The sequence below is a fragment of the Xanthobacter pollutisoli genome (genome assembly GCF_040044995.1).
Taxonomy (GTDB): domain Bacteria; phylum Pseudomonadota; class Alphaproteobacteria; order Rhizobiales; family Xanthobacteraceae; genus Xanthobacter.
Genome location: NZ_JBDZDP010000001.1, coordinates 451166 through 474376, shown reverse-complemented (window position 1 = coordinate 474376; position 23211 = coordinate 451166). Strand labels below are relative to the sequence as shown.

The window sequence follows — 23211 nt, the reverse complement described above, 5'->3', positions numbered from 1 at the left end:
GCGGAAGAGTGAAATGAAAGGCAAGTGGACACATGCCGCTTTACGAGCACGTGTTCCTCGCGCGCCAGGACGTGACGGCGCAGCAGGTCGAGGAACTCACCACCCGATTCAAGGGTGTCATCGAGGCGAACGGCGGGTCGGTCGGCAAGACGGAGTATTGGGGCGTCAAGTCCCTCACCTATCGCATCGCCAAGAACCGCAAGGCTCACTTCACGCTCATGAACATCACCGCCCCCGCGGCGGCGGTGCAGGAGCTGGAGCGTCAGCAGCGCATCGACGAAGACGTCCTGCGCATCCTCACCCTGCGCGTCGAGGAGCATGAGGAGGGTCCCTCCGCCATGCTGCAGAAGCGCGATCGCGACGACCGCGGTGAGCGCGGCGAGCGGGGCGAGCGTGGTTTCGGCGGCCGCGACGGTGGACGTGACGGCGGCCGCGAGGACCGCCCGCGCCGTCCGCGTCCCAGCGAAGAAACCCACGGTGAGGAGGAAGTCTGATGGCGTTCGCATCGTCCGGTGGTGCCGGCGGCGGTCAGCGCCGTCCCTTCTTCCGTCGTCGCAAGACCTGCCCGTTCTCCGGCCCCAACGCGCCGAAGATCGACTACAAGGATGTGCGCCTCCTGCAGCGCTACATCTCCGAGCGCGGCAAGATCGTGCCCTCGCGCATCACGGCGGTCTCCGCCAAGAAGCAGCGCGAGCTCTCCGCCGCCATCAAGCGCGCGCGGTTCCTGGGCCTGCTGCCCTTCGTGATCCGCTGATCCGGCCGCCCTCGTTTTACGAGGGCGCGCCATTTCTAGAAACGACGCGCTTCGGGGAATGACCCCCGGAGCGTCTGCTGGGGCGGCGCGCCGCCTCTAACCGCGCAAGCGGGACAGCTGGTCGAGATGCTGCCTTTTCTCCTCATCGGCATGGCCGCAGGCCTTGCTTCCGCGCTTCTCGCCGCCGGCGTGGCGGCGGGATCGACGCTGGCCGTGCCGCTGTTCTACCTCGCGCCCCTGCCGGTGATGATCGCCGGCATTGCCTTCGCGCCGCTGGCCGCGCTTGTTGCCGTGGCTGTGGGGGGCGGCGGCCTGGCGCTGATCTTCGGCACCACCTTCCTCATCACCTATCTCGTGAGCCTGGGCGGACCCGCCTTCGGCCTGTCCTACGCCGCCATGATGGCGCGGCAGGACCCGGCCGGACGCGACGGGCTCGTGTGGTTTCCGGTGGGCGGGCTGGTGCTGTTGTCAGCGGCCTTCTCCACCCTCGCCGTGGTGATCGCGCTGTTCGCCGTGGCTGGGGACTATGACAGCTACCGCAGCGCCGTCATCGGCGCGTTCGAGGCGCTGCTGGCCGGCCAGGTGATGCCCGGGGCAGGCCCGCAGGACCCGACCGCGGTCGGCGCCCTCATCGCCCGCATCCTGCCGGGCATGGCGGCGGTGCTGACCATGCTGTCCCAACTCGTCTGCCTCTATCTCGCGGGCCGCGCGGCGCTCATCTCCGGCCGGCTCAAGCGCCCCTGGCCGAGCCTGTCGGCCTTCCGCCTTCCGCCGGTCACCTCGCTGGTGCTGGCGGTGGCCATCGCCCTCGCCATGGCGGGCGAGATGGTGGGCCTCTCCGCCTCGGCCGCCGCGGCGACGCTCATCTTCGCCTATGCCCTGGCCGGATTTGCCGTGGTGCATGCCATCACGCTGGGCCATGCGGCGCGATTCCTCATCCTCGCCGGGCTGTGGCTTACCACCGCCGTGCTGGGCTGGCCGGTCATCGCCATGGCGGTGCTCGGCTTCATCGACGGCATGTTCGACTTCCGCTCGCGCATGGCCACGGGCCGGGGCCCGCCCGCCGCGAACGATCGCTGACCTCATCCGACATTCAAACGATCAGAGACCAGGAGAATCAAAATGGACGTCATTCTTCTCGAGCGCGTCGCCAAGCTTGGCCAGATGGGCGAAGTGGTGAAGGTGCGCGACGGCTACGCCCGCAACTTCCTGCTGCCCAACGGCAAGGCCCTGCGCGCCACCAAGGCCAACAAGGACCGCTTCGACACCATGAAGATCGAGCTCGAGGCCCGCAACCTCGAGCGCCGCAAGGACGCCGAGGCGGTGGCCGAGAAGCTCTCCGGCCAGATCGTAACCATGCTGCGCCAGGCCGGCGAGAGCGGCCAGCTCTACGGCTCGGTCTCCACCCGCGACATCGCCGAGGGCCTGACCGCCGCCGGCTTCACCGTGGATCGCCAGCAGGTGGTGCTCAACCACCCCATCAAGACGCTCGGCCTTCACGTGGTGCCGGTGAGCCTGCATCCCGAGGTCGAGGTGACGGTGCAGGTGAACGTCGCCCGCAACGCCGAGGAGGCCGAGCGCCAGGCCCGCGGCGAGGACGTGCGCACCGCCCGTGACGAGGATGCGGAGATTGAGGCCGAGCTCGCCATCGAGCGCGCCGAAGTGGCGGCCGAGCTCGCCGCCGAGGAAGGCACCGAGGCCTGATTTCGCGACCCGCTCCGGCGGGTCCGGCCAGGGGCAGCAGTCCCGAAGCATCCGTCTAGCATTCACGGCGTCCCGATCCAGCGATCGGGGCGCCGTTGCTTTTGGCGCCGCTCGATTGGCCGGTTGCGCAACGTCAGTTCAAATCCTCGTTCGTCAGTATTGCGGTGCCGTCGCCGTGATGTTTTCATCTTGGGCGTTGCGGAGTTCCGGGCTCGGTCGGGCAACTGCCCTTTGGTCAGTTTGAACCTTGGCCGTGGGCCGAGCGTTGCTGGTGAAGCGGGTGCGCGCGAGCCGCCCCACGCCCCGACGACGGCCCCGGCGCCCACGGTCGGGACGGGAGAAAGGATTCTGGTCTGGCGAACGTGGAGGCGGCCGATGGAGCGGTTGCTGCAAGGTGTGTTGCGACGGGTCATCGTGGATGGTGCGTTGAAGGTGACGACGGCCTCAGGCCGCGTCATCACCGCCGGTGCGGCGCCGCCGGAGGCAAGGGAGACTTCCGGCCGTCCAGCGGAGAGCGCGCCGGCCACCCCGCCGCCGGTCGCGGTTCGGTTCACCACCAACGCGGTGCAGCGCGCCATCTTCCTCGATCCTGAGTTGCGCCTCGGCGAGGCGTTCATGGACGGCACGCTGGTGATGGAGCAGGGCAGCATCGCCGATCTCCTCGCGCTGCTGATGTCCCAGCCCGAGGCGTTCAATCCCTCCGCCTCCGCCAAGCTGCTCTATCTTGCGCGCCGGCTCGGACGGCGCATCGCCCAGTTCAATCCCCGCGGCCGGGCCCAACGCAACGTCGCCCACCATTACGACCTGGATGGCCGGCTCTATTCCCTCTTCCTCGATCATGACCGGCAGTACAGCTGCGCCTATTTCGAGCAGGAGGGCCAGAGCCTCGACGATGCCCAGCTCGCCAAGAAGCGCCATATCGCGGCGAAGCTCGTGCTGGATCGCCCCGGCCTGTCGGTGCTGGATATCGGCTCGGGATGGGGCGGCCTCGGCCTTTATCTCGCCGAGACCGCGGGGGCGCAGGTGTCCGGGGTGACCCTCTCGCGCGAGCAGCTGGCCGTTGCCGGCAACCGGGCCGCCGAGCGCGGACTCTCCGAGCGCGTGCGCTTCGAGCTGCGCGACTACCGCGACGTGGCGGGGCCGTTCGACCGCATCGTCTCGGTGGGCATGTTCGAGCACGTGGGCGTCGACCACTTCGGCGAGTTCTTCCGCAAGGCGCGGGAGCTGCTGGCCGACGACGGGGTGATGCTGCTCCACGCCATCGGCCGTTCCGACCCGCCGGGCGTCACAAATCCCTTCATCGCCAAGTACATCTTTCCCGGCGGCTATATCCCGGCCCTGTCGGAGGTTCTGCCCCACATCGAGAAGGCCGGGCTCGTCGTCACCGATGTCGAGCTGCTGCGCCTGCACTATGCCGAGACGCTGAAGGCCTGGCGCCAGCGCTTCCGCGCCCGCTGGGAAGAGGCGGTGCGCCTCACCGACGAGCGCTTCTGCCGCATGTGGGAGTTCTACCTTGCCGCCAGCGAGATGGCGTTCCGCTATCAGGGGTTGAACGTGTTCCAGATCCAGCTCGCGCGGCGGCTGGATGCGGTGCCGATCACGCGCGGCTACATCGCGGCGGCCGAGGATCGCCTGCGCCGGGCCGAGGCGGCCCAGCGCACGCCCATGCGCCTAGCCGGCGAGTAGGTGCGCCTCGCGGGCGAACAGGGTCCTGGCACGCCGCGCCGGGACCCTGTTCGCGCCTCACACGAAGTAGAGGAAGGTGATGAGCGCGAAGCAGGGCAGCAGGAAGGTGATCGACCAGCCCATGTAGCCGAAGAAGCTCGGCATCTTCACGCCGCGATGGCGGGCGATGGAAAGTACCATGAAGTTCGGTGCGTTGCCGATATAGGTCATGGCGCCCATGAACACCGCGCCGGCCGAGATGGCCTCCAGCGTCACTGCGAGCGGCCCCATCAACTGGTGGGGATCGCCGCCGGCGAGGTTGAAGAAGACGAGGTAGGTTGGGGCGTTGTCGAGGAAGGCCGAGAGCGCACCGGTGAGCCAGAAGTACCAGACGTTCACCGGCCGGCCGTCGGGACCGGTGACAAGGTCCACCAGCGGCGACAGGGGGCCGTGGATACCGGCCTTGAGGATGGCGATCACCGGAATGATGGTGAGGAAGATGGCGGCGAACAGCTTCGCCACCTCGATGATGGGCTCCCAGTCGAAGCCGTTGCGCTCGCGCAGCAGGGCCGGCGTGATGGCCAGGGAGACCATGGCGAAGCCGACCAGCAGCACGTCGCGCAGGATCCACTGCAGCTCCACATGGGTGCCATAGACGTTGAAAACGATGCCGGGCTTCCACAAAGCGGAGATGAGGATGGCACCGATGATGCCGCCGAGGAGCGGCACATTCTGCACGCCGCGCAGGCCGACGCGCTCGGTGGTGGGCGTCGGATCCGGCGGGTCGCGGACGATCTCGTCCTCGCGGGCGTAGAAATACCGGTCGAGCAGGTAGTAGGCGGTGAGCAGGATGGCCGCCACCACAACCGTGTCGTGGAACAGATGGGTGGTGGTCCAGAAGAAGGTGACGCCCTTCAGGAAGCCCAGGAAGAGGGGCGGGTCGCCAAGGGGGGTGAGCGAGCCGCCGATGTTGGAGACCAGGAAGATGAAGAACACCACCGTATGCACGTTGTGGCGGCGGTCGTCATTGGCGCGCAGGAGCGGGCGGATGAGCACCATGGAGGCGCCGGTGGTGCCGATGAGGCTCGCGATGAGCGTGCCGATGGCGAGGATCGTCGTGTTCAGCGCCGGCGTCCCCTTCAGGTTGCCGGTGATGAGGATGCCGCCGGAGACGGTGAACAAAGCGAACAGCAGGATGATGAAGGGGATGTATTCCAGGAGCGCGGTATGGACCACCTCGTGCGCCATCGCCGACGGACCGTAGACCGCCGCGAAGGGGACGGCGAAGGCGAGGCCCCAGAACAGCGCGATCTTGCCGTAATGGTGGTGCCAGAAATGGTTGGCGAGTAGCGGGAAGAGGGCGATCGACAACAGCATGCCGGCGAACGGAATGCCCCACAGCAGTGACAGCGTGGCGCCGTTGAGCACCGGAAGCCCTTCCGCCGCAGAGGCGGGGGAAGCGGATGCGAACGCCAGGATGAGTGCGGCAGCGGATCCCGAAACCCACGTCATCGCGCGACCCAATCCCGCCATACCACCCTCCAGATTGCCGACCAAGGCTTGATGGACGATGGTGCCGCTTGTGGCAAGGCCAAACGATTGAAGCAGCGTGCGCCCCCGTGCGCCCGCGAAGGTTGACCGCAGGGTCCGTTTCTGTCCTAGTCCCGGCCGTTTCGATGCCTGACGGACCCATGACCCAAGATCGTTCGCTGGAGCGTGCCCCCGAGCGCGCGCAAGACCGCTACAATGCCCGGGAAGCCGAGCCCAAATGGCAGAAGACGTGGGCCGAGCGCGGCATCTTCCGCACGCGCAACGACGACCCGCGCCCGAAATTCTTCGTCATGGAGATGTTTCCCTATCCGTCGGGGCGCATCCATATCGGTCACGGCCGCAATTATGTGATGGGCGACGTGCTGGCGCGCACCAAGCGCATGCAGGGCTTCAACGTGCTCCATCCCATGGGCTGGGACGCCTTCGGCCTGCCGGCGGAGAATGCCGCCATCGAGCGCGGCATCCACCCCAAGGCCTGGACCTACGAGAACATCGCCGCCATGCGCGAGCAGCTCCAGCTGCTCGGCCTGTCGCTCGACTGGAACCGCGAGATCGCCACCTGCGACCCGTCCTATTACGTGGAGCAGCAGCGCATCTTCCTCGACTTCTTCGATCACGGCCTCGCCTATCGCAAGGAGAGCGAGGTCAATTGGGACCCGGTGGACAACACCGTTCTCGCCAATGAGCAGGTGATCGACGGCCGGGGCTGGCGTTCCGGCGCCATCGTGGAGCGGCGAAAGCTCTCGCAGTGGTTCCTGCGCATCACCCAATTCGCCCAGGAGTTGCTGGACGCCCTCGATACGCTCGACCGCTGGCCGGACAAGGTGCGCCTCATGCAGCGCAACTGGATCGGCCGCTCGGAGGGCCTCGAGGTCCTGTTCGAGTTCGCCAAGCCCGCTCTCGCGGCGGGCAAGCTGCCGGCCGGCACCAAGGCGGTGAAGGTCTACACTACGCGGCCGGACACGCTCTTCGGCGCCTCCTTCCTTGCGCTCTCGCCCGACCATCCGTTGGCCCAGCACCTCGCCGGCACCGACCGGCAGCTGTCCGCCTTCATCGCCGAATGCAAGCGGGGCGGCACCTCGGCGGAGGAGATCGAGACCCAGGAGAAGAAGGGCTACGCCACCGGCCTTTCGGTCGTCCATCCCCTGGACGACAAGCGCACCGTGCCGGTCTATGTCGCGAACTTCGTGCTGATGGACTATGGCACCGGCGCCATCTTCGGCTGCCCGGCGCACGACCAGCGCGACCTCGACTTCGCCCGCAAGTACGATCTCACCGTCACCCCGGTGGTGCTGCCCCCGGAGACCGATCCCGGCACCTTCAGCGTCGGCGATGTGGCCTATGACGGCGATGGTTCGCTGTTCAATTCCGGCTTTCTCAATGGCATGAGCGTGCCCGACGCCAAGGAGGCGGTGGCCCGCCAGCTGGAGCGCTTCCGCGTCGGCGACGAGCCCCAGGGGACGCGGCGGGTGAATTTCCGCCTGCGCGACTGGGGCATCTCGCGCCAGCGCTATTGGGGCTGCCCGATCCCGGTCATCCATTGCGACGACTGCGGGCCGGTGGGCGTGCCGCGCGACCAACTGCCGGTGATCCTGCCGGAGGACGTCACCTTCGACCGTCCCGGCAACCCGCTGGACCGCGCCAAGGCGTGGCGCGACGTGCCCTGCCCCAAGTGCGGCAAGCCCGCCCGGCGCGAGACGGACACCATGGACACCTTCGTGGATTCGTCCTGGTACTTCCTGCGCTACGCATCCGACAATGTGGACAAGCCGCTGGACAAGTCGGCGGTCGCCCATTGGCTGCCGGTCGACCAGTATATCGGCGGCATCGAGCACGCGATCCTGCACCTGCTGTATTCGCGCTTCTTCACCCGGGCGCTGAAGCATTGCGGCCGCGTGGACCTGGAGGAGCCGTTCGCCGGCCTCTTCACCCAGGGCATGATCGTCCACGAAACCTACAAGGACCATGACGGCAAGTGGCTGTTCCCCGAGGAGGTGAAGCTCCTCGGCAACGGCAAGGCCGTGAAGATCGAGGATGGATCGGACGTCATCGTCTCCCCGCCGGAGAAGATGTCCAAGTCCAAGCGCAACGTGGTGGCCCCCGAAGTGGTGGCCGATACCTACGGCGTGGACTGCGCCCGCTGGTTCATGCTCTCCGACACCCCGCCCGAGCGCGACAGCGAATGGACGCAGGGCGGCATCGAGGGCGCCTGGCGCTTCGTGCAGCGCGTCTGGCGCCTGGTGAACGAGGCGGTGGAGCTGGGCGCCGGGCCCAATGCGCCGGCGCCCGCCACCTTCGGGGCGGCCGCCCTCGACCTGCGCCGCGCCACCCACGGCCTGGTCGCAACCGTCGCGGAGGACGTGGAGCGCCTGCGCTTCAACGTGGCGGTGGCCCATGTGCATGAGTTCGCCAATACCTTCGGCTCGGCCGTCGCGGCCGCCCGTTCGGCGGCGCAGGTGGCCGAGGACCTCGCCTTCGCCCTGCGCGAGGCGGCGGAGATGCTGGTCTGCGTGGTCGCGCCCATGACCCCCCACCTCGCCGAGGAATGCTGGGGCGTGCTGGGCCATACCACGCTGGTGGCGGAGGCCGCTTGGCCGGTGGCGCAGGCGGATCTGCTGCGGCGGGACACGGTCACACTTCCGATCCAGATCAATGGCAAGAAGCGCGACGACATCGTCGTCCCGCGCGAGGCGACCCCCGCGGAAGTGGAGGCGGCGGTGCTCGCGCTCGAAAGCGTCCAGCGGGCACTCGACGGACGCGTGCCGAAGCGTATCATTGTGGTGCCGCAGAGGATCGTGAATGTCGTTGCCTGATCCCTCGTTCCGCGCCTTCCGTCCGTCGCCCGCATCCCGGCTGGCGGCGCGCCTCGCGCTTGTCTGCGTGCTCGCGGGCGCCCTCGCGGGCTGCTTCCAGCCGCTCTATGCCGACAATGCGGCGGTGGGCGGCCCGGCGCTTCTGGACAAGCTCAAGGATGTGGAGATCGTCCAGATCCAGGGCCGCCTCGGTAACGAGCTGCGCAACGACCTCATCTTCGCCCTCACCGGCGGCGAGGGGAATCCCAAGGGCGCCCCGCTCCAGATGATCATTTCGGTGGACAGCTCCACCTCCACGGCGCTGCTGAACTCCGCCTCGGGCCTGCCCGAGAACCAGATCATCCGCGTCACCGCCAACTGGCGGGTGATCCGGGCGGACGATCCGAAGAAGGTAACGGTGGTAGACGGCTCGGCCTCGGGCACCGCCACCATCGACACCAGCGACCAGCGCTTCGCCAATTACAGCGCCTCCATCGATGCCGAAAAGCGCGCGGCGCGCACCGTGGCCGACCAGATCAAGGCCCAGCTCGCCGCCTATTTCATCCGCACGGCGAACGCGCCCCGCTCGGCCAGCTGAGATGGTCGCGGTCCGGCCCGGCGACGCCGACGCGGCGCTCGTCCGGCGCGACCCATCCAAAAGCGTCGTCCTCATCTTCGGCCCCGACACCGGCCTCGTGCGCGAACGCGCCGAGGGGCTGGTGCGCCGCGCGGTGCCCGACGCCCACGATCCCTTCGCCTTGGTGCGCCTCGAAGGCGACGAAATCGCCGCCGATCCCCGCCGCCTCATCGACGAGACCTCCACCATCGGCCTGTTCGGCGGCGAGCGGGTGGTGTGGGTGCGCGCCGGCGGCAAGAACATCGTGCCCGCGCTCCAGCCGGTGCTGGCCGAGCGCTGTGACGCCCTGGTGGTGGTGGAGGCGGGCGACCTGAAGAAGGGGGCGCCGCTGCGGGCCCTGTGCGAGAACGCGCCCAACGCACTTGCCATCGCCTGCTATGCCGACAGCGAGCGCGACCTCGCCCGCCTCGTGGACGCCATGATGGCCGAGGCCGGCCTCGCCATCGACCGGGATGCGCGCGAACTGCTGGTCTCTCTCATCGGGGGAGACCGGCTGGCGTCGCGCGGCGAGATCGCCAAGCTGATCCTCTACGCCCAGGGCACGACGCGGGTGAGCGCCGACGAGGTGCGTGTCATCGTCGGCGATGCCTCGGCGCTGGCGCTGGACGATGTGGTCGATTCGGCCCTCGCCGGCGAGACGCGGGAGGCGCTTGCCGCCCTGGCCAAGGCTTTCGGCGCGGCGACGCGGCCCGATGCCGTGCTCGGCGCTTTGCTGCGGGCGCTTACCTCGCTCCACCAGATGGCGCTCGCAGTGGCCGCCGGATCGAGCCCTGAGCAGGTGGTGGGCTCCGCCCGCCCGCCCATCCATTTCTCGCGCAAGGCGAAGCTCGAGAAGGCTCTGCGGGCGCTCGACCCGGACCGCTGCCTGAAAGCCTTGCTGGCGGTGGATGATGCGGTCCTCGCCGCACGCCGCAACGCCGCCCTCGCGCCGGCTCTGTGCGAGCGGGTGGTGCTCCAGGTCGCCCAGCAGGCCGCGCGGCGACGGTAGTCCTGCGGGGTTTGCGCCGGCTGCCGCCAAGCTTGCTTCGCTTGACACCTTGCAATCTGGCCGCGCACTCTGCGGTATCCTGGGACGTGCCCGTTCAGGCGGGCTGGGGATTTAGGGCCGGGTTGTCAGCTGCTCGCACCGCGGCCGGCCATCACCGCAAACTGCCGGAGGGTCGCATGCAGGGCGGCTGGATGCTCAAGGTCATGGCGTGTCTGGGCATCAGCCTGGGAGTCGGTTTGGGTCTGGGATCGGCACAGGCGCAGGACAGCCGTCCGGAGCGCGAGCCCACTTTCCCCACCACCTGCGAAGTGGTGCGCGCGACGCTTTCCTCATCGCCCGACGGTCCGAGCGGGCTCACCACCGCCGAAGCGCAGAACAACGCCTCGAAGGCGGACACGGCGCGCATCGAAAAGGCGATTACCAAGTGCGCAGGCAGCGGCAATGCAGTGGAACTGGCGCTGGGCACGACCGGCCAGAACGCCTTCCTGGTCAATCCGCTCAAGCTGCCGAAGGGCACGTCGCTCATCATCGACGGCGGCGTCACCGTCTATGCCTCGCGCAATGCCGAGTTTTACCAGAACCCAAAGAACCCCGACATCAAGTGCAGCTCGCTGCGCAAAGGCGACCAGAATGACGGCTGCCTACCCGTCATCAGCCTCTCGAGCCAGACCGGTGTCTACGGCTACGGCGTGATCGACGGGCAGGGCGACAAGCCCATCATCCAGGGCTCGAAAATAAGCAACACCAGCTGGTGGGGCCTGGAAAGCAACAAGGACTGCCCCGGCATCCCCGCCGCCCAGTGCCTCCAGGAGGCGCCGATCCTGATCATGGGCCCGGAGCCGCAGCAGCCGCTGCTCGACCAGATCACCCTCTACAAGATCACCCTGCGCAATCCGCCCTTCCACAACGTGCTGGTGGGCGCGACGAACCTGACGGCTTGGGGCGTCAAGGTTCAGGCCCCCTGGACCATCGGCAACACCGCCGGCTTCGTCATCCATGGCAACGACATCCTGATCCGCGAGGCGACCATCTCCGCCGGCGACCAGGACATCGTGGTGGAGCCGAGCGGACCCGCGACCACCAACGTCACCATCCGCGACACCACGGTTTATTCGCGAGGCGGGGTCAACGTCGCATCGCTCTACACCGACGGCGTGGACCACATTCTTATCGAGAACTTCAACATGACGGGGGACCTGCCGAGCGTGGTGGGCACCACGGTCAACGGCGTTCCCGAGTCCGTGCTGAAGCAGCAGTACAATCTGAAGAGCTACGGTCAGGCCCTGCCAAACGCAGCCTCGCTCTACGGCCTCCAGATCACGACGCTGTTCGGCGAGGACAACGGCAAGCCTTTCAAGCGCGCCGTCCGCAACGTGATGTTCGACAAGGTCTGTCTCCAGGACGTGCAGAACGCCATCTATATCGGGCAGGCGGAAGGACAGAGCGGCTCGGGCTCCTCGAGCTTTCCGACCATCGAGGGCGTCACCTTCCGCAACATCCACGTGCTCAAGCCCACCGCCCAGTTCCCCGCGCTCAGCAAGGGCATCCCCACTGGCGGGCCGGGCTCCTATTTGCTGACGCTGGTGGCCGATCCCCCGCACTTCTCCAACCACCTGACGCTCGACAATGTTGTCATCGACGACATCTCCCTCGGCAAGACGTCGCTGTCGGGCGGCGCGGCCATCGGCAACGTGCTGACCACCAAGCGCGTGCTCTATCCGCCCAGCCTGAACCAGCTGGATCGCGAGACGGCGCCGCCCGGGTGGAGCACGGCCAAGACCAACGCATATGACCCGCCCCGCACCCCGCTGACGGTTCCGGTGCCCGCCCATGGCTGCCCCGACGGCCTGTGGCCCTTCCTCACCGGCGAGCTTTTCGTGTCGGCAGATGTGACGTCGGTCGGCAGCGCCACCAATCTCACCACGGCCACCGCGGCCGCCGGCGCGGACATCGTCCTCAACGCCGTCCTCCAGCCGGCCATGACCGAGACCACCGACTTCCGCCCCAAGGGCTACGGCGCCGACCCGGGTCTTGTGGCGGTGGGATCGCCGCGCCTCACCAATTCGGTGACCTTCTACGACAATGGCCGCAAGATCGGTACCGGCATGCTGGGCGCCAACGGCACCCTCGCGACCTTCCGGGTGAGGGGTATCGCGCGCGGCCTGCACCGGTTCACCGCCTATTATCCGCCGGATGCCATCTACAAGGGCTATCGGTTCGGGTCTGCCGTCGTCACCGTGCGCTGAGCCCCGGCGGGCGGTCTCACGCCGCCTCCGCGCTCTCGCGCGCAAGGCCGCGGAAGTGGCCCTTCAGCTGGAGCCAGGCCAGCAGCGCCAGCCCCGGCAGGCCGGCGATGGACGTGATGACGAAGAAGATCGGCCACCCCGTCGCCTCGGCGATGAAGCCGCCGCCCGACGCAAGGAAGGTGCGGCCCACGGCGGTCAGCGCGGTGAGCAGCGCATATTGCGTTGCCGTGTGCGCCCGCACCCCGCACAAGGCCGAGAGATACGCGACGAAGATCACCGTGCCGATGGCGCCGGTGAAATTCTCCACCACGACGGTGGCGGTGAGCGCGGCCACGTTCACGCCGACCAGCGCCTGGCCGGTGAAGGCGAGGTTGGAGAGGATTTGCAGGATGCCACCGATCCACAGGCAGGTGGCGAGGGGATAGGCGCGGGCGATGAAGCCGCCCGCGAACCCGCCAGCGAGCGCCGCGGCGAGGCCCACGCCCTTCACGATGCCTGCATAGGTCGCTTTGTCGAAGCCGATGGAAATGACGAAGGGCGCCGTGAGCACGCCGGCGAAAGCGTCGCAGAATTTGTACAGCAGCACGAACAGCAGGATGGCCACCGCCTGCTCGCGGGCAAGGAACTCGCCGAATGCGCCGACGGCGGTCGCCGCCACGCGCTTCACCGCGCCCACCCCCTCCTGCCGCGCCGGAGCCTTCGGCTCCCGGGCCATGAGGGTGGCGATCATACCCACCGCGACGCAGGCGGCGGCGCAGATGTAGCCCCAGAACCAGGTCTGATCCTTCGGCATGCCGGCGTATTCGAGATAGGCGACGATGGCGATGACGCCGGCGCCGGACACCAGCATTCCGATGCGGTAGGCCGCCACATAGCCCGCCATGCCGGCGGCCTGCTCGCTGGTGTCGAGCCGTTCCACGCGGAACGCGTCCACCACGATGTCCTGCGTCGCCGAGACGGTGGCGACGGCCAGCGCGCCCACCACCACGAGAAGCGGGGAGGCGGTGGGGTCCTGCGCACCGAGGAAGGCGATGGCGCCCAGGAGGGCGATCTGGGTGGCGAGCAGCCAGCCCCGCCGCCGGCCGAGCAGGCGGGAGAGCAGCGGCACGTCGAGGGCATCCACCAGCGGCGCCCAGAGGAATTTCAGCGTGTAGGGCAGGCCGACCAGCGAGAACAGGCCGATGGTGCCGAGGCTCACGCCCACCTCGGTCATCCAGACCGACAGGGTGGTGCCGGTGAGGGCCAGTGGCAGGCCCGAGGAGAAGCCGAGCAGGATGACCACGAGGACGCTCGGATGGCCATAGACCATCACCGCATCCCACGCGGAGCGCCGCGGGGCAGCTTCTGTCTGGGTCTGGCGCAGGGTTTCGTCGGTCATGGATACCTTCGGCCGTTGTCCGGGACGCCGGGGGCGGCATGGCGCCGACGCTCCGGCCGCAAACCCTTTAGACCGAGACCGGTGAAAAGGACCCTACCGGCACCTGCGTCCCGTCGTCAGGCCTGCGGATGGCTCCACAGGCCCTGTTCCACCTTGGACACCGCAATCACGGCCTGGGTGCGGCTTTCCACCCCGAGCTTCTGCAGGATGGCGGACACATGGGCCTTCACGGTCGCCTCGGACACCGACAGCTCATAGGCGATCTGCTTGTTGAGCCGGCCCTCCGCCAGCATCATCAGTACCCGCACCTGCTGCGGGGTGAGGGTGGCGAGGCGGGCGATGATGGCGTCGGTTTCCGCATCCGCCTTGCCGGCGACGTTGATGTCCGGCGGCATGAAGGTCTCGCCCTTCAGCACGCTCGCCACCGCGTCGCGCATGTTGCCCACCGCCATGGTCTTGGGAATGAAGCCCGAGGCGCCGAGATCGAGGCAGCGGCGCACCACCGCAGCTTCCTCGTTGCCGGAGACCACCACCACCGGTATGGCGGTATATTGCGCCCGCAGATAGATGAGGCCGGAAAAGCCGCGCGCCCCGGGCATGGTCAGGTCGAGCAGGATCAGGTCGAAATTGGGATCGCGCTCCAGCAAGGCGGTGAGGTCGTCGAACGTACCGACCTCCTCGATCCGGGCGTCCTGCTGGCGGCCCACCACAGCCTCGCGCAGGGCGCCGCGGAACAGGGGGTGATCGTCGGCGATGACGAGGCGCAGGCCGCTCCCGGCGTCTTCTCCCAATGCACCCTCCCCCTGAGGCTTGTCGCCCATGCCGCGCCGTGCATTCCGCCGGCGCGAATCGCTACGGCGATCATCAATCCATGGCGGAGCCGTGACAAGCCGAACGGCTCAAATGGCCGGTCGCTCCTGCGAAAGGGTGCCGGTGTAGGTCAGCACCACTTCCCGGCGGTGGGGGCGGGCGCGATGCTCCATGAGATAAAGCCCCTGCCAGGTGCCGAGCGCCATGCGTCCGCCGCTGACGGGAATGGACAGGCTGGTGTCGGAGAGCATGGTCCGCACATGGGCCGGCATGTCGTCTGGTCCTTCCGTGTCGTGAACCCAGCCGAAGTTGCGCGGCGCGAGGGAGCGCAGGGCACTGACAAGGTCGGTGCGCACGTCGGGGTCGGCATTCTCCTGGATGGTGAGCGACGCCGACGTGTGGCGGCAGAAGGCCGTGAGCACACCGTCGCCGGCGCCGATCTCGGCGAGAAAGGCGGCCGCTTCGGCGGTGATCTCGGTGAAGCCTTCGCCCGGCGTGTCCAGCTGAAGCCGGGCCTCGGCATGGCGGACCGCCGCGGCGAGGACCGCGGGGCTGCGGCTGATGCGTCCCATCTTACTCTCCGTCCGTCGGTGGGGGCAGGTGTACGTTCGTCGGTGCGTTTGTCGGTGCGTTCGTCAGTGCTTGCGTCCGTTCCGGACGGCACGTACCAGTTCGCAGCCTGCCCGTCCTGTGCCGACCTTGTTTTCCCCGCCTGAAACCGATCAGGAACCGCCGCGCATGTCGAAGCTCGTTCTCGATGCCGCCGTCTTCTCGGAAGCGGCCGTCGCGCCTGACACCCGCATGGTCAACGACGCCATCATCCGGGCCCTCTCGGCGATCCCCGACCGCTGGGCGACGCCCCTGCCGGAAATCCGGGCGTCCCGGCTGGCGGGCAAGGGCGTGTTCCCCCTGCCGCCGGAAAGCCCGCGGGCGCGGGACGAGACCATCCCCGGCCCGCGCGGGCCGGTGCCGGTGCGCATCTATATGCCGGACGGCGCCGCGCGCGGCGTCTATCTCCACATTCACGGCGGCGGATGGACGCTCGGCTCGGCGCGGGAGAACGAATCCATGCTCGACCGCATCGCCGCCGTGTGCGGCCTCGCGGTGGTGTCGGTGGACTATGCCCTCGCGCCCGAGCAGCCCTATCCCGCTGCGCCGGATGACTGCGAGGCGGCGGCCCTGTGGCTTGTAAGGGAGGGCCGGGACCGCTTCGGCACGGAGCGCTTCGCCATCGGCGGCGAATCGGGGGGCGCGACCCTCAGCGTCGCCACGCTGCTGCGGCTGCGCGACCGCCACCTCATGTCGCCCTTCTCTGCCGCCGTGCTCACCGCCGGCTGCTACGACCTGCGCCTGACGCCTTCGGCGCGGAACTGGGGCGACCTGCCGCTGGTGCTGAACACCCACGACATCACCTTCTTCGTGAACAACTATCTGCGCCTCCAGGGCCGCGCCGACGACCCCGACGTGTCCCCGCTTCTGGCCAGCCTCAAGGGCATGCCGAAGGCCCTGTTCACCGTCGGCACCCGCGACGCGCTGCTCGACGACACTCTGTTCATGGCCAACGCCTGGCTTGCCGCCGGCAACGGCGCCGAAATGGATGTCTATCCCGGCGGGTGCCACGTCTTCATCGGCTTCGTCGGCACCATCGCCGACCAGGCGCTGAAGCGGATCAACGGCTTCCTGGCCGATTTCTGAGCGCGCGTCCGAGGGTCATAGATTTTCCCGGCCGCTCGGCGCCCGCAAATCGTCGATCATCCCCTTCAGCCGGCGATAGAAGCGGTCGGCATACGCGAGGGCCTGGTCGAGGTCGGAGGTATCGGGCGCGGCCGCGGGCGGGCGGCCCGGCAGGGGAAGCGGCGTGGGCGGGCTGGCTTGGGCGGAGCGGCGCAGCGTGTCGATCTCCGCCTGCAGGCGGGCAATTTCCGCCTCATAGGCGTCGCGCGTGTCGGGCACCGCCTCGCAGGCGAAGCCCGTGCCACGCTTGGCGCAGAGGGACACGCGCCCGGTCTCGCGGTCGAGCTTGAGGGCGCCGCCCTCTACCGGGGCGAAGGAAAAGCGCGGCGCGAGCGTTTCCCCCGGCAGCGGACCCTGCGCCGCAGCCGCTGTTGCGCCCAGGACGAGAGCGCCGAGCGCGAGGCCGCACGCGGCGAAGCTGCGCGCCGAGACGGAGCGCAGGTTTTCGCTGCGCCGCGGGGCCGGGCAGGACGTCACCGAGAAGGTCATGGCCACCTCCGGTATCATGCGACGACCCATTCCGCCGCGTCACTGCAGGAAAGTAAGCATCGCGATCCCGGCCGGAAGAGGGCACCGCAGAATCTACGGTGCGTCCGAGCGATAGGCCTCCCGGCCGGAAGCCAGCGCGTCCTCCAGAAGGTCGATGCGGTCCTGCCCCCAGAACACCTCGCCCTCGAGCACGTAGGACGGGGCGCCGAAGACGCCCGCGGCGAGTGCCTTGGCGCGATTGTCCAGATAGGTGGCCGCCGCCGCCGGCTCTTGGGCCGCGGAAACGAGCTCCATGCCCGGCAGGCCCACTTCGTCGGCGATCGCCGAGACCACTTCGGGCAAGGCAAGATTTTCCTCGCGCTGCCACACACCCGACAGGAGGCGGCCCGCCAGCGCATCCGCCGGCAGCCCGGCCGCGACGGCCGCGATGATGGTCTGGTCGGCGATGGTGGGATCGAACGGCCAGAAGGCGGGGTTGATGTTTAGGTCCACGCCACGCTTCACCCGCCAGCGCTGAAGCTCGAAGATGCGGTAGCGCTGGCGGGGCGGTGCCCGCTTCGGCAACGGCAGGCCGCCGGTTTCGGCGAAGACCGGGCCGAGGCCCACGGGGAAATAGGCAATCGACGCGCCATGGCGCTGCGCCATCGCAACGAACGGGGCGTGCCCTAGGAATGTCCACGGACTGACGCAGGAAAAATAATAGTCGATGGTGCGCGTGGCTGCGGACATGGGACGCCTTGAGCAAGCGAGGAGGGACGCGGTCGATCATAGACCAGATCTGCGCGCCGCAAGCGCCCCGGCAGGCCAGGGGCAAACGGATAAATGCTCTCGCGCTTAGCGACGGATCAAAGCCACGGCACGACAGTTGTCTGCGTGGGCCGGCTTGACAGGCGGTGGTGCGGTGGTCCCCTCTCAGCCGGCCCGGAGGACCATCCGGGAGGCGTATGTGAGCGACGATCGGGAATTGGAGCTGGTAGGGCTCCAGAGCGAACTGGCGGGGGTCGCGCTGAGGGCGGCCATGGAGAAGGACCAGGTGAGCGGCCCGAAGGCCGCCGCCAACGCCGGAAGCCGCAAGGCCCGGCGGGCCGTTCGGGTCAGTCCTTTGGCCTGGATGGCCGTGGCCTTCATGGCCGGTGCGGTGGCGGGCGCGTTGCTCCGGCCGGTGACGGTGCGCAGAGGAAGGGACGCAAGATGAATTTCGACCAGCTGGCGCGGAACCTCAAAATCCTGCTGCGCTCCAATACCATCATCGCCGAGATCCACCTTCGCCACATTGCGGCGCGCGCCGGCCTGTTCGCCTTCGCGGCGCTCGTGGCGGGCTTCGGGGTAGTGATGCTCGGCGTGGCCCTGTTCCTCGTGCTGGAGCATTCCATGGGGCCGGTCTGGGCGGCCGTGACCGTGGGCGCCGGCGGGCTCGTGCTGGCGGGGATCGTCGCCGCCATCGGCGCAACCCTCAAGCCCTCACGCGAGCTGGCGCTGGCCAATCAGGTGAGCCAGTCGGCCCTGGATGCGGTCTCGGCGAACCTGAAGTCTACCTCCTCCAGCGTCACCCAGTTCGCCTCCCTCGCGGCGGTTCCGGGCCTGATCATTCCCGCGCTGACCATGGTGCTGGGGCTGTTCCGCGGCCGACGCCGGAACTGAACCTCACGCCTTGCGCACCCAGCGGCCACCCTCGTCCTGCTGCCAGTAGGTGAGGTCGTGGCCGCCGGCGGCCTTGGCCTCGCGCCAGCGCTCGCGCGCCTGCGCGACCTGCTCGTCGTCGCGCCCGTCGAAGAGATGGACCACGCGCGCGTAGGGCGTGGCGTCGCCCAGTGGCACCGCATCCACCAGGAAGCGCACGTGAGCGCCATTGGGATTGGCTTCGCTGGTGGCGATCAGGATCGGCTGGCGCTCGGGCAGCGGCTGGGCCTCCGTGCCGTGGGGGAGGAACGAGGCTTCGCTATAGGTCCACAGGTGAGAATCGAGCGCGTCCCGCCGCTCCGCCGACCCGCACTGCACCACGCACCGCCAGCCGCGCTCCAGCGACTTCTCCAGCAGCGTCGGCAGCACCTGCTCCAGGGGGCGGCGCTCAAGGTGGTAGAAGAGGATTTCGGTCATGGGCCGCGGGTCGGGTGAGACGAGGTGAGCCTAGCATGGCGGGCCGAGTTTCGTTCTCCGGCTTGGCCGGAGGGCCACGGTGGCGTTTGACCGGGCCCAGTGATGACTCCCCGGGAGATGGGCCCTCCGGTGAAGCCGGAGGGCGACGGCAAGAGCATCTCGCCGTCGCCAGTTCGTAAAAGGAGGAAGTCTCCCTCACCCCTCGTAGTGGTCCTTTACCAGCTGGTCGAGCAGGCGCACGCCCCAGCCCGATCCCCAGCTCCTGTTGATGTCCGACGTCGGCGAGGACATGGCGGTGCCGGCCACGTCCAGATGCGCCCAGGGGGTCTTTTCCACGAAGCGCTGGAGGAACTGGGCGGCGGTGATCGAGCCGGCGTGCCGGCCGCCGGTGTTCTTCATGTCGGCGAACTTCGAGTCGATCAGCTTGTCGTACTCCGGGCCCAGCGGCAGGCGCCACACCCGCTCGCCGGTCTCCTGCCCCGCCTTGGCGAGGCGCTCGGAGAGCTCGTCATCGTTGGAGAAGAGGCCGGCATATTCCCCGCCCAGCGCCACCAGGATCGCGCCGGTGAGCGTCGCGAGGTCGATCATGAACTTCGGCTTGAAGCGCTCCTTGGCGTACCAGAGCACGTCGCACAGCACGAGGCGGCCCTCGGCGTCGGTGTTGATGATCTCGATGGTCTGGCCCGACAGGGAGGTGACGATGTCGCCCGGCCGCTGGGCGGCGCCGTCGGGCATGTTCTCCACGAGGCCGATGAGGCCCACTGCGTTCACCTTCGCCTTGCGGGCGGCGAGGGCATACATGAGGCCGGTGACGCAGGCGGCGCCGCCCATGTCGCCCTTCATGTCCTCCATGCCGGCGGCGGGCTTGATGGAGATGCCGCCGGTGTCGAAGGTCACGCCCTTGCCGATGAACGCGACGGGGGCCTCGCCCTGCGGCCCGCCGTTCCAGCGCATCACCACGACGCGGCTTTCCTTGATGGAGCCCTGGCCGACGCCGAGCAGCGCCCGAAGGCCGGCCTCGGCGAGGGCGGCATCGTCCATCACCTCCACCTCCACGCCCACGGCGGAGAGATGCTCCTCGGCGCGGCGGGCGAACTCGGGCGGATCGAGCACGTTGGGCGGCTCGTTCACCAGGTCGCGGGCGAACAGCACGCCGTCGCCCACCGCCTGACGGGCGGCGAAGGCGCGCTTGGTGCCGGCCTCGTCGGAGACGAGCAGGGTGACGGCGAGGCCGCTGCGCTCGGCTTCGTCCTTCTTCTTGCTCTTGTAGCGATCGAACGTGTAGCTGCGCAGGAGGAGACCGAGTGCGACCTCCGCCGCGGCATCCGGCCCGATCTTGGTGCCGGGAAGGTCGAGGACGATGGTCGCCTCGCGTGCGCTGGAGGGGATGCGGCACGCGGCCGCGCCGCCGAGCTTCAGAAAGTCGGAGGGCTTCAGCTCCGCCGCCTTGCCGACCGACATCACCACGAGGCGCGGCGCGTCCATGCCAGCAGGGGCGAGCAGGTCGATGGTGCTTCCGGCCTTGCCCTTGAAGCGCTCCGCATCGAAGGCGCGGGTCAGCGCCTTGTCCGCGCCCTTCACCAGCTTCTGCGTCTGGGTGCCGAAGGCGAGGCTCTCGTCGGTCAGCACGATCAGCACCCCCTTGGGCGCGGCGGTGAGACGCGAAAACGAGACGGTGACGGGGTCGGACATGCGGCGCTCCAGGGGCAGGAAAGGCGTTCAAAGAATCGGCTCGCCCTTCTCTAGCCCGCCGCGACACAGGGTGGAACCGCAAGCTCCATCGCGCTCAAGCCCAAGGGACTGAGGCAAAGATAGGTTGCCCCGACCAATTGGAAAGAGCGGCCGCAGGGGCAGGGGCGATTCAGCGCGGCGCCGGCGCGGGGAAGGCCTTGCCGCCCATCACCGTGCCCAGCACCTTGATCGCCTTCAGTTCGTCCGGCGTAGCGACCGCAAGGGGATCGCGGTCGAGCACGGTGAAGTCGGCGAGCTTGCCGGAGACGATGGAGCCCTTCCTGTCTTCCTGTCCGAGCAAATAGGCCGCCCCGAGCGTCACCGCGTGCAGGGCCTGGGGAATGGTGAGCCGCTCGCTCTCGCCTAGCACCTGCCCCGACATGGTCTTGCGCGCCACCGCCGTCCACATGGAGAAGAGCGGGTTCACCGGCGTCACCGAGGCGTCGGAATGCAGGCTGAACGGGATGCCAAGGCGCTGGGCGCTGCCCGCAGGGTCCATGCCTTGCGCCCGGTCGGGACCGGCGAAGGTGGAGGCGTGCAGATCGCCCCAATAATAGATGTGGTTGGTGAAGAGGTTGGTGGAGAGCCCGAGCGCCTTCATCTTCAAGAGCTGCGCCGGGGTGGCATACTGGTTGTGCTCCAGCCGGTCGCGGGTGCGCGGTCCGGGCGCCGCGGCATAGGCCGCCTCCAGCGCTTTCAGCGCCATGTCCGTGGCGAGGCTGGCGTTGGTGTGGATCACGCTCTGGAAGCCGCGCCTGTGCACCTCCAGAACCCATTTGCTGAGCTCGTCCTGGGGCAGGTTGGCGACGCCATTCTGAAAGGTCTTGTAATAGTGCGGCCAGAGGAACAGGCCGGTGTAGCCCTGGATGGATCCGTCGATGACGAACTTCACCCCGCCGAAGCTCAGGCGGTCACTGTCCGCCTTGTGCATCTCGGCGAGATAGTCGAGGCCGCCCTTCTGGGCGATGGGCCCTTGCTGGAAGATCTCGATGATGGGGTTGAGCACGATCCGCTCGGGGAAATCCGGGTCGGCGGCTGCGGCCTGATAGGCCTTGTAGGCGCCGGGGAGGCTGCCGAAGGAAAGGTCCGCAAAGGTGGTGACGCCGACGCGCTGGGCGAGGCGGGCGGCATCCCACGTGGCCTTGAGGAGCACCTTTTCATCGAGCGGCGGTAGCTTCTGCACGAAGGTCAGCGCCGCCTCGATCTCCTGGATCTCGCCTGTGGGCTTGCCGTCGGCCTTGACGATGCCGGTGAGGGTGGTGGTGTCGCCAATGCCGGCGATCTCGAAAGCCTTGCTGTTGGCGTAGTAGATGTGCATCGAGAGGTTCTCGATGAACACCGGATGGCCGGCCGAGACCGGATCGAGGTCGGCGCGGGTCAATGGCGCGTTGCCATAGAATTCGGGCTGGTAGCCCCACGCCAAGATCCATCGTCCGTCGGCGGGCAGCCGGGCGGCGGCGTCGCGGATGCGGGCGACCACCTCCGCCTTGGTGGCGGCGCCCTTCACCTCGGTGCCGTCGGGCGCCGTGCGGTCGAAGCGCCCCACATAGACGCCCTGCCACAGGATGCCCGTGATGTGCGGGTGCATGTGCGCCTCGATGAAGCCGGGCACGATGACCGCGCTTTCGAAGCGCCGGTCGATCTCCACCTTCTGCGTGGTGACCCAGCCGCGCACCTGATCGAGGGTGCCGACGCCGAGGATGCGGCCGTCGAGCACCGCCACCGCCTCGCCCGTGGGCATGGCCGGGTCGAGGGTCACGATCTTGCTGGCGGTATAGATGATGATGGTGTCGGCGGCGGGCGCCGGGGTCGGAGGCACGGCGGCCGGCTCGAGCGTGTCGAGGCCGCGGGGCTCGCGCAGGAGTTCGGGGTGGGCCGAGGCCCCACCGGGCAGGAGCGTCGCCGCCGCCAGAAGCAGCGCAGGAATCATCCGCAATGTGGCCTCCCCCGTTTCGTGTCTTCGGCCCTGGGGCCGCGCACGTTGGGGAAGATCTAGGCGCGGTTCGTTCCGGGCGGCAAGAGCGCGGCCGGTCACGGTCTGGAGACATCCACCCCGCCTGCGAATATCAGGCGGGGCAGGAAATTACCCCGGTGCCGGCCGCCCGAACGGCGGCGCGGGAGCGGCCGGAATGCGGCGGCGCGGCTGCCGCGGACTCGGAGAGCAAGCGGGCGGCAGAGCCGCCCCAGCTCACTCGGCGGCGGCTTCGCCACCGGCGGCCGCGGCGGCCTTGTCGGCCTTCTCCTTGGCGCGCTCCTGGGCCTTCTGGCCGGGCTCGGCCTTCTTCGGGTTGTTCTTGGCATCGCGCTTCATCAGGCCGGCGGCGTCGAGGAAGCGGGCCACGCGGTCGGTGGGCTGGGCGCCCTTCTCGAGCCAGGACTTCGCCTTCTCGGTGTCGAGCACCACGCGGTTCTCGGCATCCTTGGCCAGCAGCGGGTTGAAGGTGCCGATCTTCTCGATGAAGCGGCCATCGCGCGGGGCGCGGGCGTCGGCGACGACGATGCGGTAATAGGGACGCTTCTTGGCGCCGCCGCGGGCGAGACGGATCTTCAGGGACATGGTCTTCTTCCTTTTTAAGTCAGTGTCTGGGTCGTCTGTTGGGATTGATCGATTGTCGCCCTCCGGCGTGAGCGGAGA

General features: G+C 68.5%; 22 protein-coding genes. 12 read left to right on the top strand and 10 right to left on the bottom strand.

Annotated features, from left to right (window positions below):
* Positions 1 to 32 precede the first annotated feature (32 nt).
* From rpsF to ABLE93_RS02230, 5 genes are all read left to right on the top strand, one after another.
* Positions 33 to 494: a 30S ribosomal protein S6 gene (gene rpsF / locus ABLE93_RS02250; RefSeq protein WP_348837642.1), complete on the top strand. Its 462-nt coding sequence runs from the start codon at positions 33 to 35 to the stop codon at positions 492 to 494.
* Complete coding sequence (gene rpsR / locus ABLE93_RS02245; RefSeq protein ID WP_168456403.1) at positions 494 to 754, top strand: 30S ribosomal protein S18; 261 nt, start codon at positions 494 to 496, stop codon at positions 752 to 754. Before rpsF ends, rpsR begins: the two co-directional genes overlap by 1 nt.
* 126 nt (positions 755 to 880) lie before the next feature.
* Positions 881 to 1834, top strand: coding sequence for a DUF2232 domain-containing protein (locus ABLE93_RS02240; RefSeq protein ID WP_348837640.1), 954 nt, complete (start codon positions 881 to 883; stop codon positions 1832 to 1834).
* A gap of 42 nt (positions 1835 to 1876) precedes the next feature.
* Positions 1877 to 2458 (top strand): 50S ribosomal protein L9, encoded by a 582-nt coding sequence (gene rplI / locus ABLE93_RS02235; RefSeq protein WP_348837639.1) that lies wholly within the window; start codon positions 1877 to 1879, stop codon positions 2456 to 2458.
* Between the two features lie 375 nt (positions 2459 to 2833).
* Complete coding sequence (locus tag ABLE93_RS02230; RefSeq protein ID WP_348837637.1) at positions 2834 to 4144, top strand: cyclopropane fatty acid synthase; 1311 nt, start codon at positions 2834 to 2836, stop codon at positions 4142 to 4144.
* Positions 4145 to 4201: 57 nt separating this feature from the next.
* On the opposite strand, the gene ABLE93_RS02225 is transcribed toward ABLE93_RS02230, so the two are convergent.
* Positions 4202 to 5635, bottom strand: coding sequence for a sodium:proton antiporter (locus tag ABLE93_RS02225; protein ID WP_348837635.1), 1434 nt, complete (start codon positions 5633 to 5635; stop codon positions 4202 to 4204).
* Positions 5636 to 5814: 179 nt separating this feature from the next.
* Here ABLE93_RS02225 and leuS point away from each other — a divergent pair, with 179 nt between their 5' ends.
* From leuS to ABLE93_RS02205, 4 genes are all read left to right on the top strand, one after another.
* A complete protein-coding gene (gene leuS, locus ABLE93_RS02220) occupies positions 5815 to 8487 on the top strand; it encodes a leucine--tRNA ligase (RefSeq protein ID WP_348837634.1) in 2673 nt (890 codons plus the stop codon).
* Positions 8474 to 9064, top strand: a complete 591-nt coding sequence (gene lptE, locus ABLE93_RS02215) for an LPS assembly lipoprotein LptE (RefSeq protein ID WP_348837633.1) — start codon at positions 8474 to 8476, stop codon at positions 9062 to 9064. The genes leuS and lptE overlap by 14 nt, the downstream gene beginning before the upstream one ends.
* Position 9065: 1 nt before the next feature.
* On the top strand, positions 9066 to 10091 hold the full coding sequence (holA, locus tag ABLE93_RS02210) for a DNA polymerase III subunit delta (protein WP_348837632.1): 1026 nt from the start codon (positions 9066 to 9068) through the stop codon (positions 10089 to 10091).
* 176 nt (positions 10092 to 10267) lie between these two features.
* Positions 10268 to 12337 (top strand): glycosyl hydrolase family 28 protein, encoded by a 2070-nt coding sequence (locus ABLE93_RS02205; protein ID WP_348837631.1) that lies wholly within the window; start codon positions 10268 to 10270, stop codon positions 12335 to 12337.
* Between the two features lie 16 nt (positions 12338 to 12353).
* On the opposite strand, the gene ABLE93_RS02200 is transcribed toward ABLE93_RS02205, so the two are convergent.
* The 3 genes from ABLE93_RS02200 to ABLE93_RS02190 all read right to left on the bottom strand — a co-directional run bounded on the left by ABLE93_RS02200 (position 12354) and on the right by ABLE93_RS02190 (position 15097).
* A complete protein-coding gene (locus ABLE93_RS02200; RefSeq protein WP_348837629.1) occupies positions 12354 to 13715 on the bottom strand; it encodes an AmpG family muropeptide MFS transporter in 1362 nt (453 codons plus the stop codon).
* A 116-nt stretch (positions 13716 to 13831) separates the two neighbouring features.
* Positions 13832 to 14536, bottom strand: a complete 705-nt coding sequence (locus tag ABLE93_RS02195) for a response regulator (RefSeq protein ID WP_348837627.1) — start codon at positions 14534 to 14536, stop codon at positions 13832 to 13834.
* 78 nt (positions 14537 to 14614) lie between these two features.
* Positions 14615 to 15097 (bottom strand): secondary thiamine-phosphate synthase enzyme YjbQ, encoded by a 483-nt coding sequence (locus tag ABLE93_RS02190; RefSeq protein ID WP_348837626.1) that lies wholly within the window; start codon positions 15095 to 15097, stop codon positions 14615 to 14617.
* 166 nt (positions 15098 to 15263) lie between these two features.
* On the opposite strand from ABLE93_RS02190, the gene ABLE93_RS02185 reads away from it, so the two are divergent.
* Complete coding sequence (locus ABLE93_RS02185) at positions 15264 to 16220, top strand: alpha/beta hydrolase (protein WP_348837625.1); 957 nt, start codon at positions 15264 to 15266, stop codon at positions 16218 to 16220.
* 15 nt (positions 16221 to 16235) lie between these two features.
* Here the strand turns inward: ABLE93_RS02185 and ABLE93_RS02180 are convergent, their stop codons facing one another.
* Entirely contained in the window at positions 16236 to 16748 is a 513-nt protein-coding gene (locus ABLE93_RS02180; protein WP_348837624.1) for a hypothetical protein, read from the bottom strand.
* A 93-nt stretch (positions 16749 to 16841) separates the two neighbouring features.
* Positions 16842 to 17477, bottom strand: a complete 636-nt coding sequence (locus ABLE93_RS02175) for a 2-hydroxychromene-2-carboxylate isomerase (protein WP_348837622.1) — start codon at positions 17475 to 17477, stop codon at positions 16842 to 16844.
* Between the two features lie 217 nt (positions 17478 to 17694).
* Between ABLE93_RS02175 and ABLE93_RS02170 the strand changes: the two genes are divergently transcribed.
* Positions 17695 to 17943 (top strand): hypothetical protein, encoded by a 249-nt coding sequence (locus ABLE93_RS02170; RefSeq protein ID WP_348837621.1) that lies wholly within the window; start codon positions 17695 to 17697, stop codon positions 17941 to 17943.
* Positions 17940 to 18389, top strand: a complete 450-nt coding sequence (locus ABLE93_RS02165) for a phage holin family protein (protein WP_348837620.1) — start codon at positions 17940 to 17942, stop codon at positions 18387 to 18389. The genes ABLE93_RS02170 and ABLE93_RS02165 overlap by 4 nt, the downstream gene beginning before the upstream one ends.
* Before the next feature lie 3 nt (positions 18390 to 18392).
* On the opposite strand, the gene ABLE93_RS02160 is transcribed toward ABLE93_RS02165, so the two are convergent.
* From ABLE93_RS02160 to rpsP, 4 genes are all read right to left on the bottom strand, one after another.
* Positions 18393 to 18845 carry a DNA polymerase III subunit chi gene (locus ABLE93_RS02160; protein ID WP_348837618.1) on the bottom strand — a complete coding sequence of 151 codons (453 nt, stop codon included), beginning with the start codon at positions 18843 to 18845 and terminating at the stop codon, positions 18393 to 18395.
* 195 nt (positions 18846 to 19040) lie between these two features.
* Complete coding sequence (locus ABLE93_RS02155; protein ID WP_348837617.1) at positions 19041 to 20537, bottom strand: leucyl aminopeptidase; 1497 nt, start codon at positions 20535 to 20537, stop codon at positions 19041 to 19043.
* A gap of 169 nt (positions 20538 to 20706) precedes the next feature.
* The gene (locus ABLE93_RS02150; protein WP_348837615.1) at positions 20707 to 22506 is read right to left on the bottom strand and encodes an amidohydrolase; all 1800 of its coding nucleotides are present in this window, start codon (positions 22504 to 22506) and stop codon (positions 20707 to 20709) included.
* 258 nt (positions 22507 to 22764) lie between these two features.
* Positions 22765 to 23133, bottom strand: a complete 369-nt coding sequence (rpsP, locus tag ABLE93_RS02145) for a 30S ribosomal protein S16 (protein WP_348837614.1) — start codon at positions 23131 to 23133, stop codon at positions 22765 to 22767.
* Positions 23134 to 23211 lie beyond the last annotated feature (78 nt).

Excerpts from the sequence above, each read along its gene's own strand:
- rpsF (WP_348837642.1), top strand. The coding sequence starts at position 33 with ATGCCGCTTTACGAGCACGTGTTCCTCGCGCGCCAGGACGTGACGGCG.
- rpsR (WP_168456403.1), top strand. The coding sequence starts at position 494 with ATGGCGTTCGCATCGTCCGGTGGTGCCGGCGGCGGTCAGCGCCGTCCC.
- ABLE93_RS02240 (WP_348837640.1), top strand. The coding sequence starts at position 881 with ATGCTGCCTTTTCTCCTCATCGGCATGGCCGCAGGCCTTGCTTCCGCG.
- rplI (WP_348837639.1), top strand. The coding sequence starts at position 1,877 with ATGGACGTCATTCTTCTCGAGCGCGTCGCCAAGCTTGGCCAGATGGGC.
- ABLE93_RS02230 (WP_348837637.1), top strand. The coding sequence starts at position 2,834 with ATGGAGCGGTTGCTGCAAGGTGTGTTGCGACGGGTCATCGTGGATGGT.
- ABLE93_RS02225 (WP_348837635.1), bottom strand. The coding sequence starts at position 5,635 with ATGACGTGGGTTTCGGGATCCGCTGCCGCACTCATCCTGGCGTTCGCA.
- leuS (WP_348837634.1), top strand. The coding sequence starts at position 5,815 with ATGACCCAAGATCGTTCGCTGGAGCGTGCCCCCGAGCGCGCGCAAGAC.
- lptE (WP_348837633.1), top strand. The coding sequence starts at position 8,474 with ATGTCGTTGCCTGATCCCTCGTTCCGCGCCTTCCGTCCGTCGCCCGCA.
- holA (WP_348837632.1), top strand. The coding sequence starts at position 9,066 with ATGGTCGCGGTCCGGCCCGGCGACGCCGACGCGGCGCTCGTCCGGCGC.
- ABLE93_RS02205 (WP_348837631.1), top strand. The coding sequence starts at position 10,268 with ATGCAGGGCGGCTGGATGCTCAAGGTCATGGCGTGTCTGGGCATCAGC.
- ABLE93_RS02200 (WP_348837629.1), bottom strand. The coding sequence starts at position 13,715 with ATGACCGACGAAACCCTGCGCCAGACCCAGACAGAAGCTGCCCCGCGG.
- ABLE93_RS02195 (WP_348837627.1), bottom strand. The coding sequence starts at position 14,536 with ATGGGCGACAAGCCTCAGGGGGAGGGTGCATTGGGAGAAGACGCCGGG.
- ABLE93_RS02190 (WP_348837626.1), bottom strand. The coding sequence starts at position 15,097 with ATGGGACGCATCAGCCGCAGCCCCGCGGTCCTCGCCGCGGCGGTCCGC.
- ABLE93_RS02185 (WP_348837625.1), top strand. The coding sequence starts at position 15,264 with ATGTCGAAGCTCGTTCTCGATGCCGCCGTCTTCTCGGAAGCGGCCGTC.
- ABLE93_RS02180 (WP_348837624.1), bottom strand. The coding sequence starts at position 16,748 with ATGACCTTCTCGGTGACGTCCTGCCCGGCCCCGCGGCGCAGCGAAAAC.
- ABLE93_RS02175 (WP_348837622.1), bottom strand. The coding sequence starts at position 17,477 with ATGTCCGCAGCCACGCGCACCATCGACTATTATTTTTCCTGCGTCAGT.
- ABLE93_RS02165 (WP_348837620.1), top strand. The coding sequence starts at position 17,940 with ATGAATTTCGACCAGCTGGCGCGGAACCTCAAAATCCTGCTGCGCTCC.
- ABLE93_RS02160 (WP_348837618.1), bottom strand. The coding sequence starts at position 18,845 with ATGACCGAAATCCTCTTCTACCACCTTGAGCGCCGCCCCCTGGAGCAG.
- ABLE93_RS02155 (WP_348837617.1), bottom strand. The coding sequence starts at position 20,537 with ATGTCCGACCCCGTCACCGTCTCGTTTTCGCGTCTCACCGCCGCGCCC.
- ABLE93_RS02150 (WP_348837615.1), bottom strand. The coding sequence starts at position 22,506 with ATGATTCCTGCGCTGCTTCTGGCGGCGGCGACGCTCCTGCCCGGTGGG.
- rpsP (WP_348837614.1), bottom strand. The coding sequence starts at position 23,133 with ATGTCCCTGAAGATCCGTCTCGCCCGCGGCGGCGCCAAGAAGCGTCCC.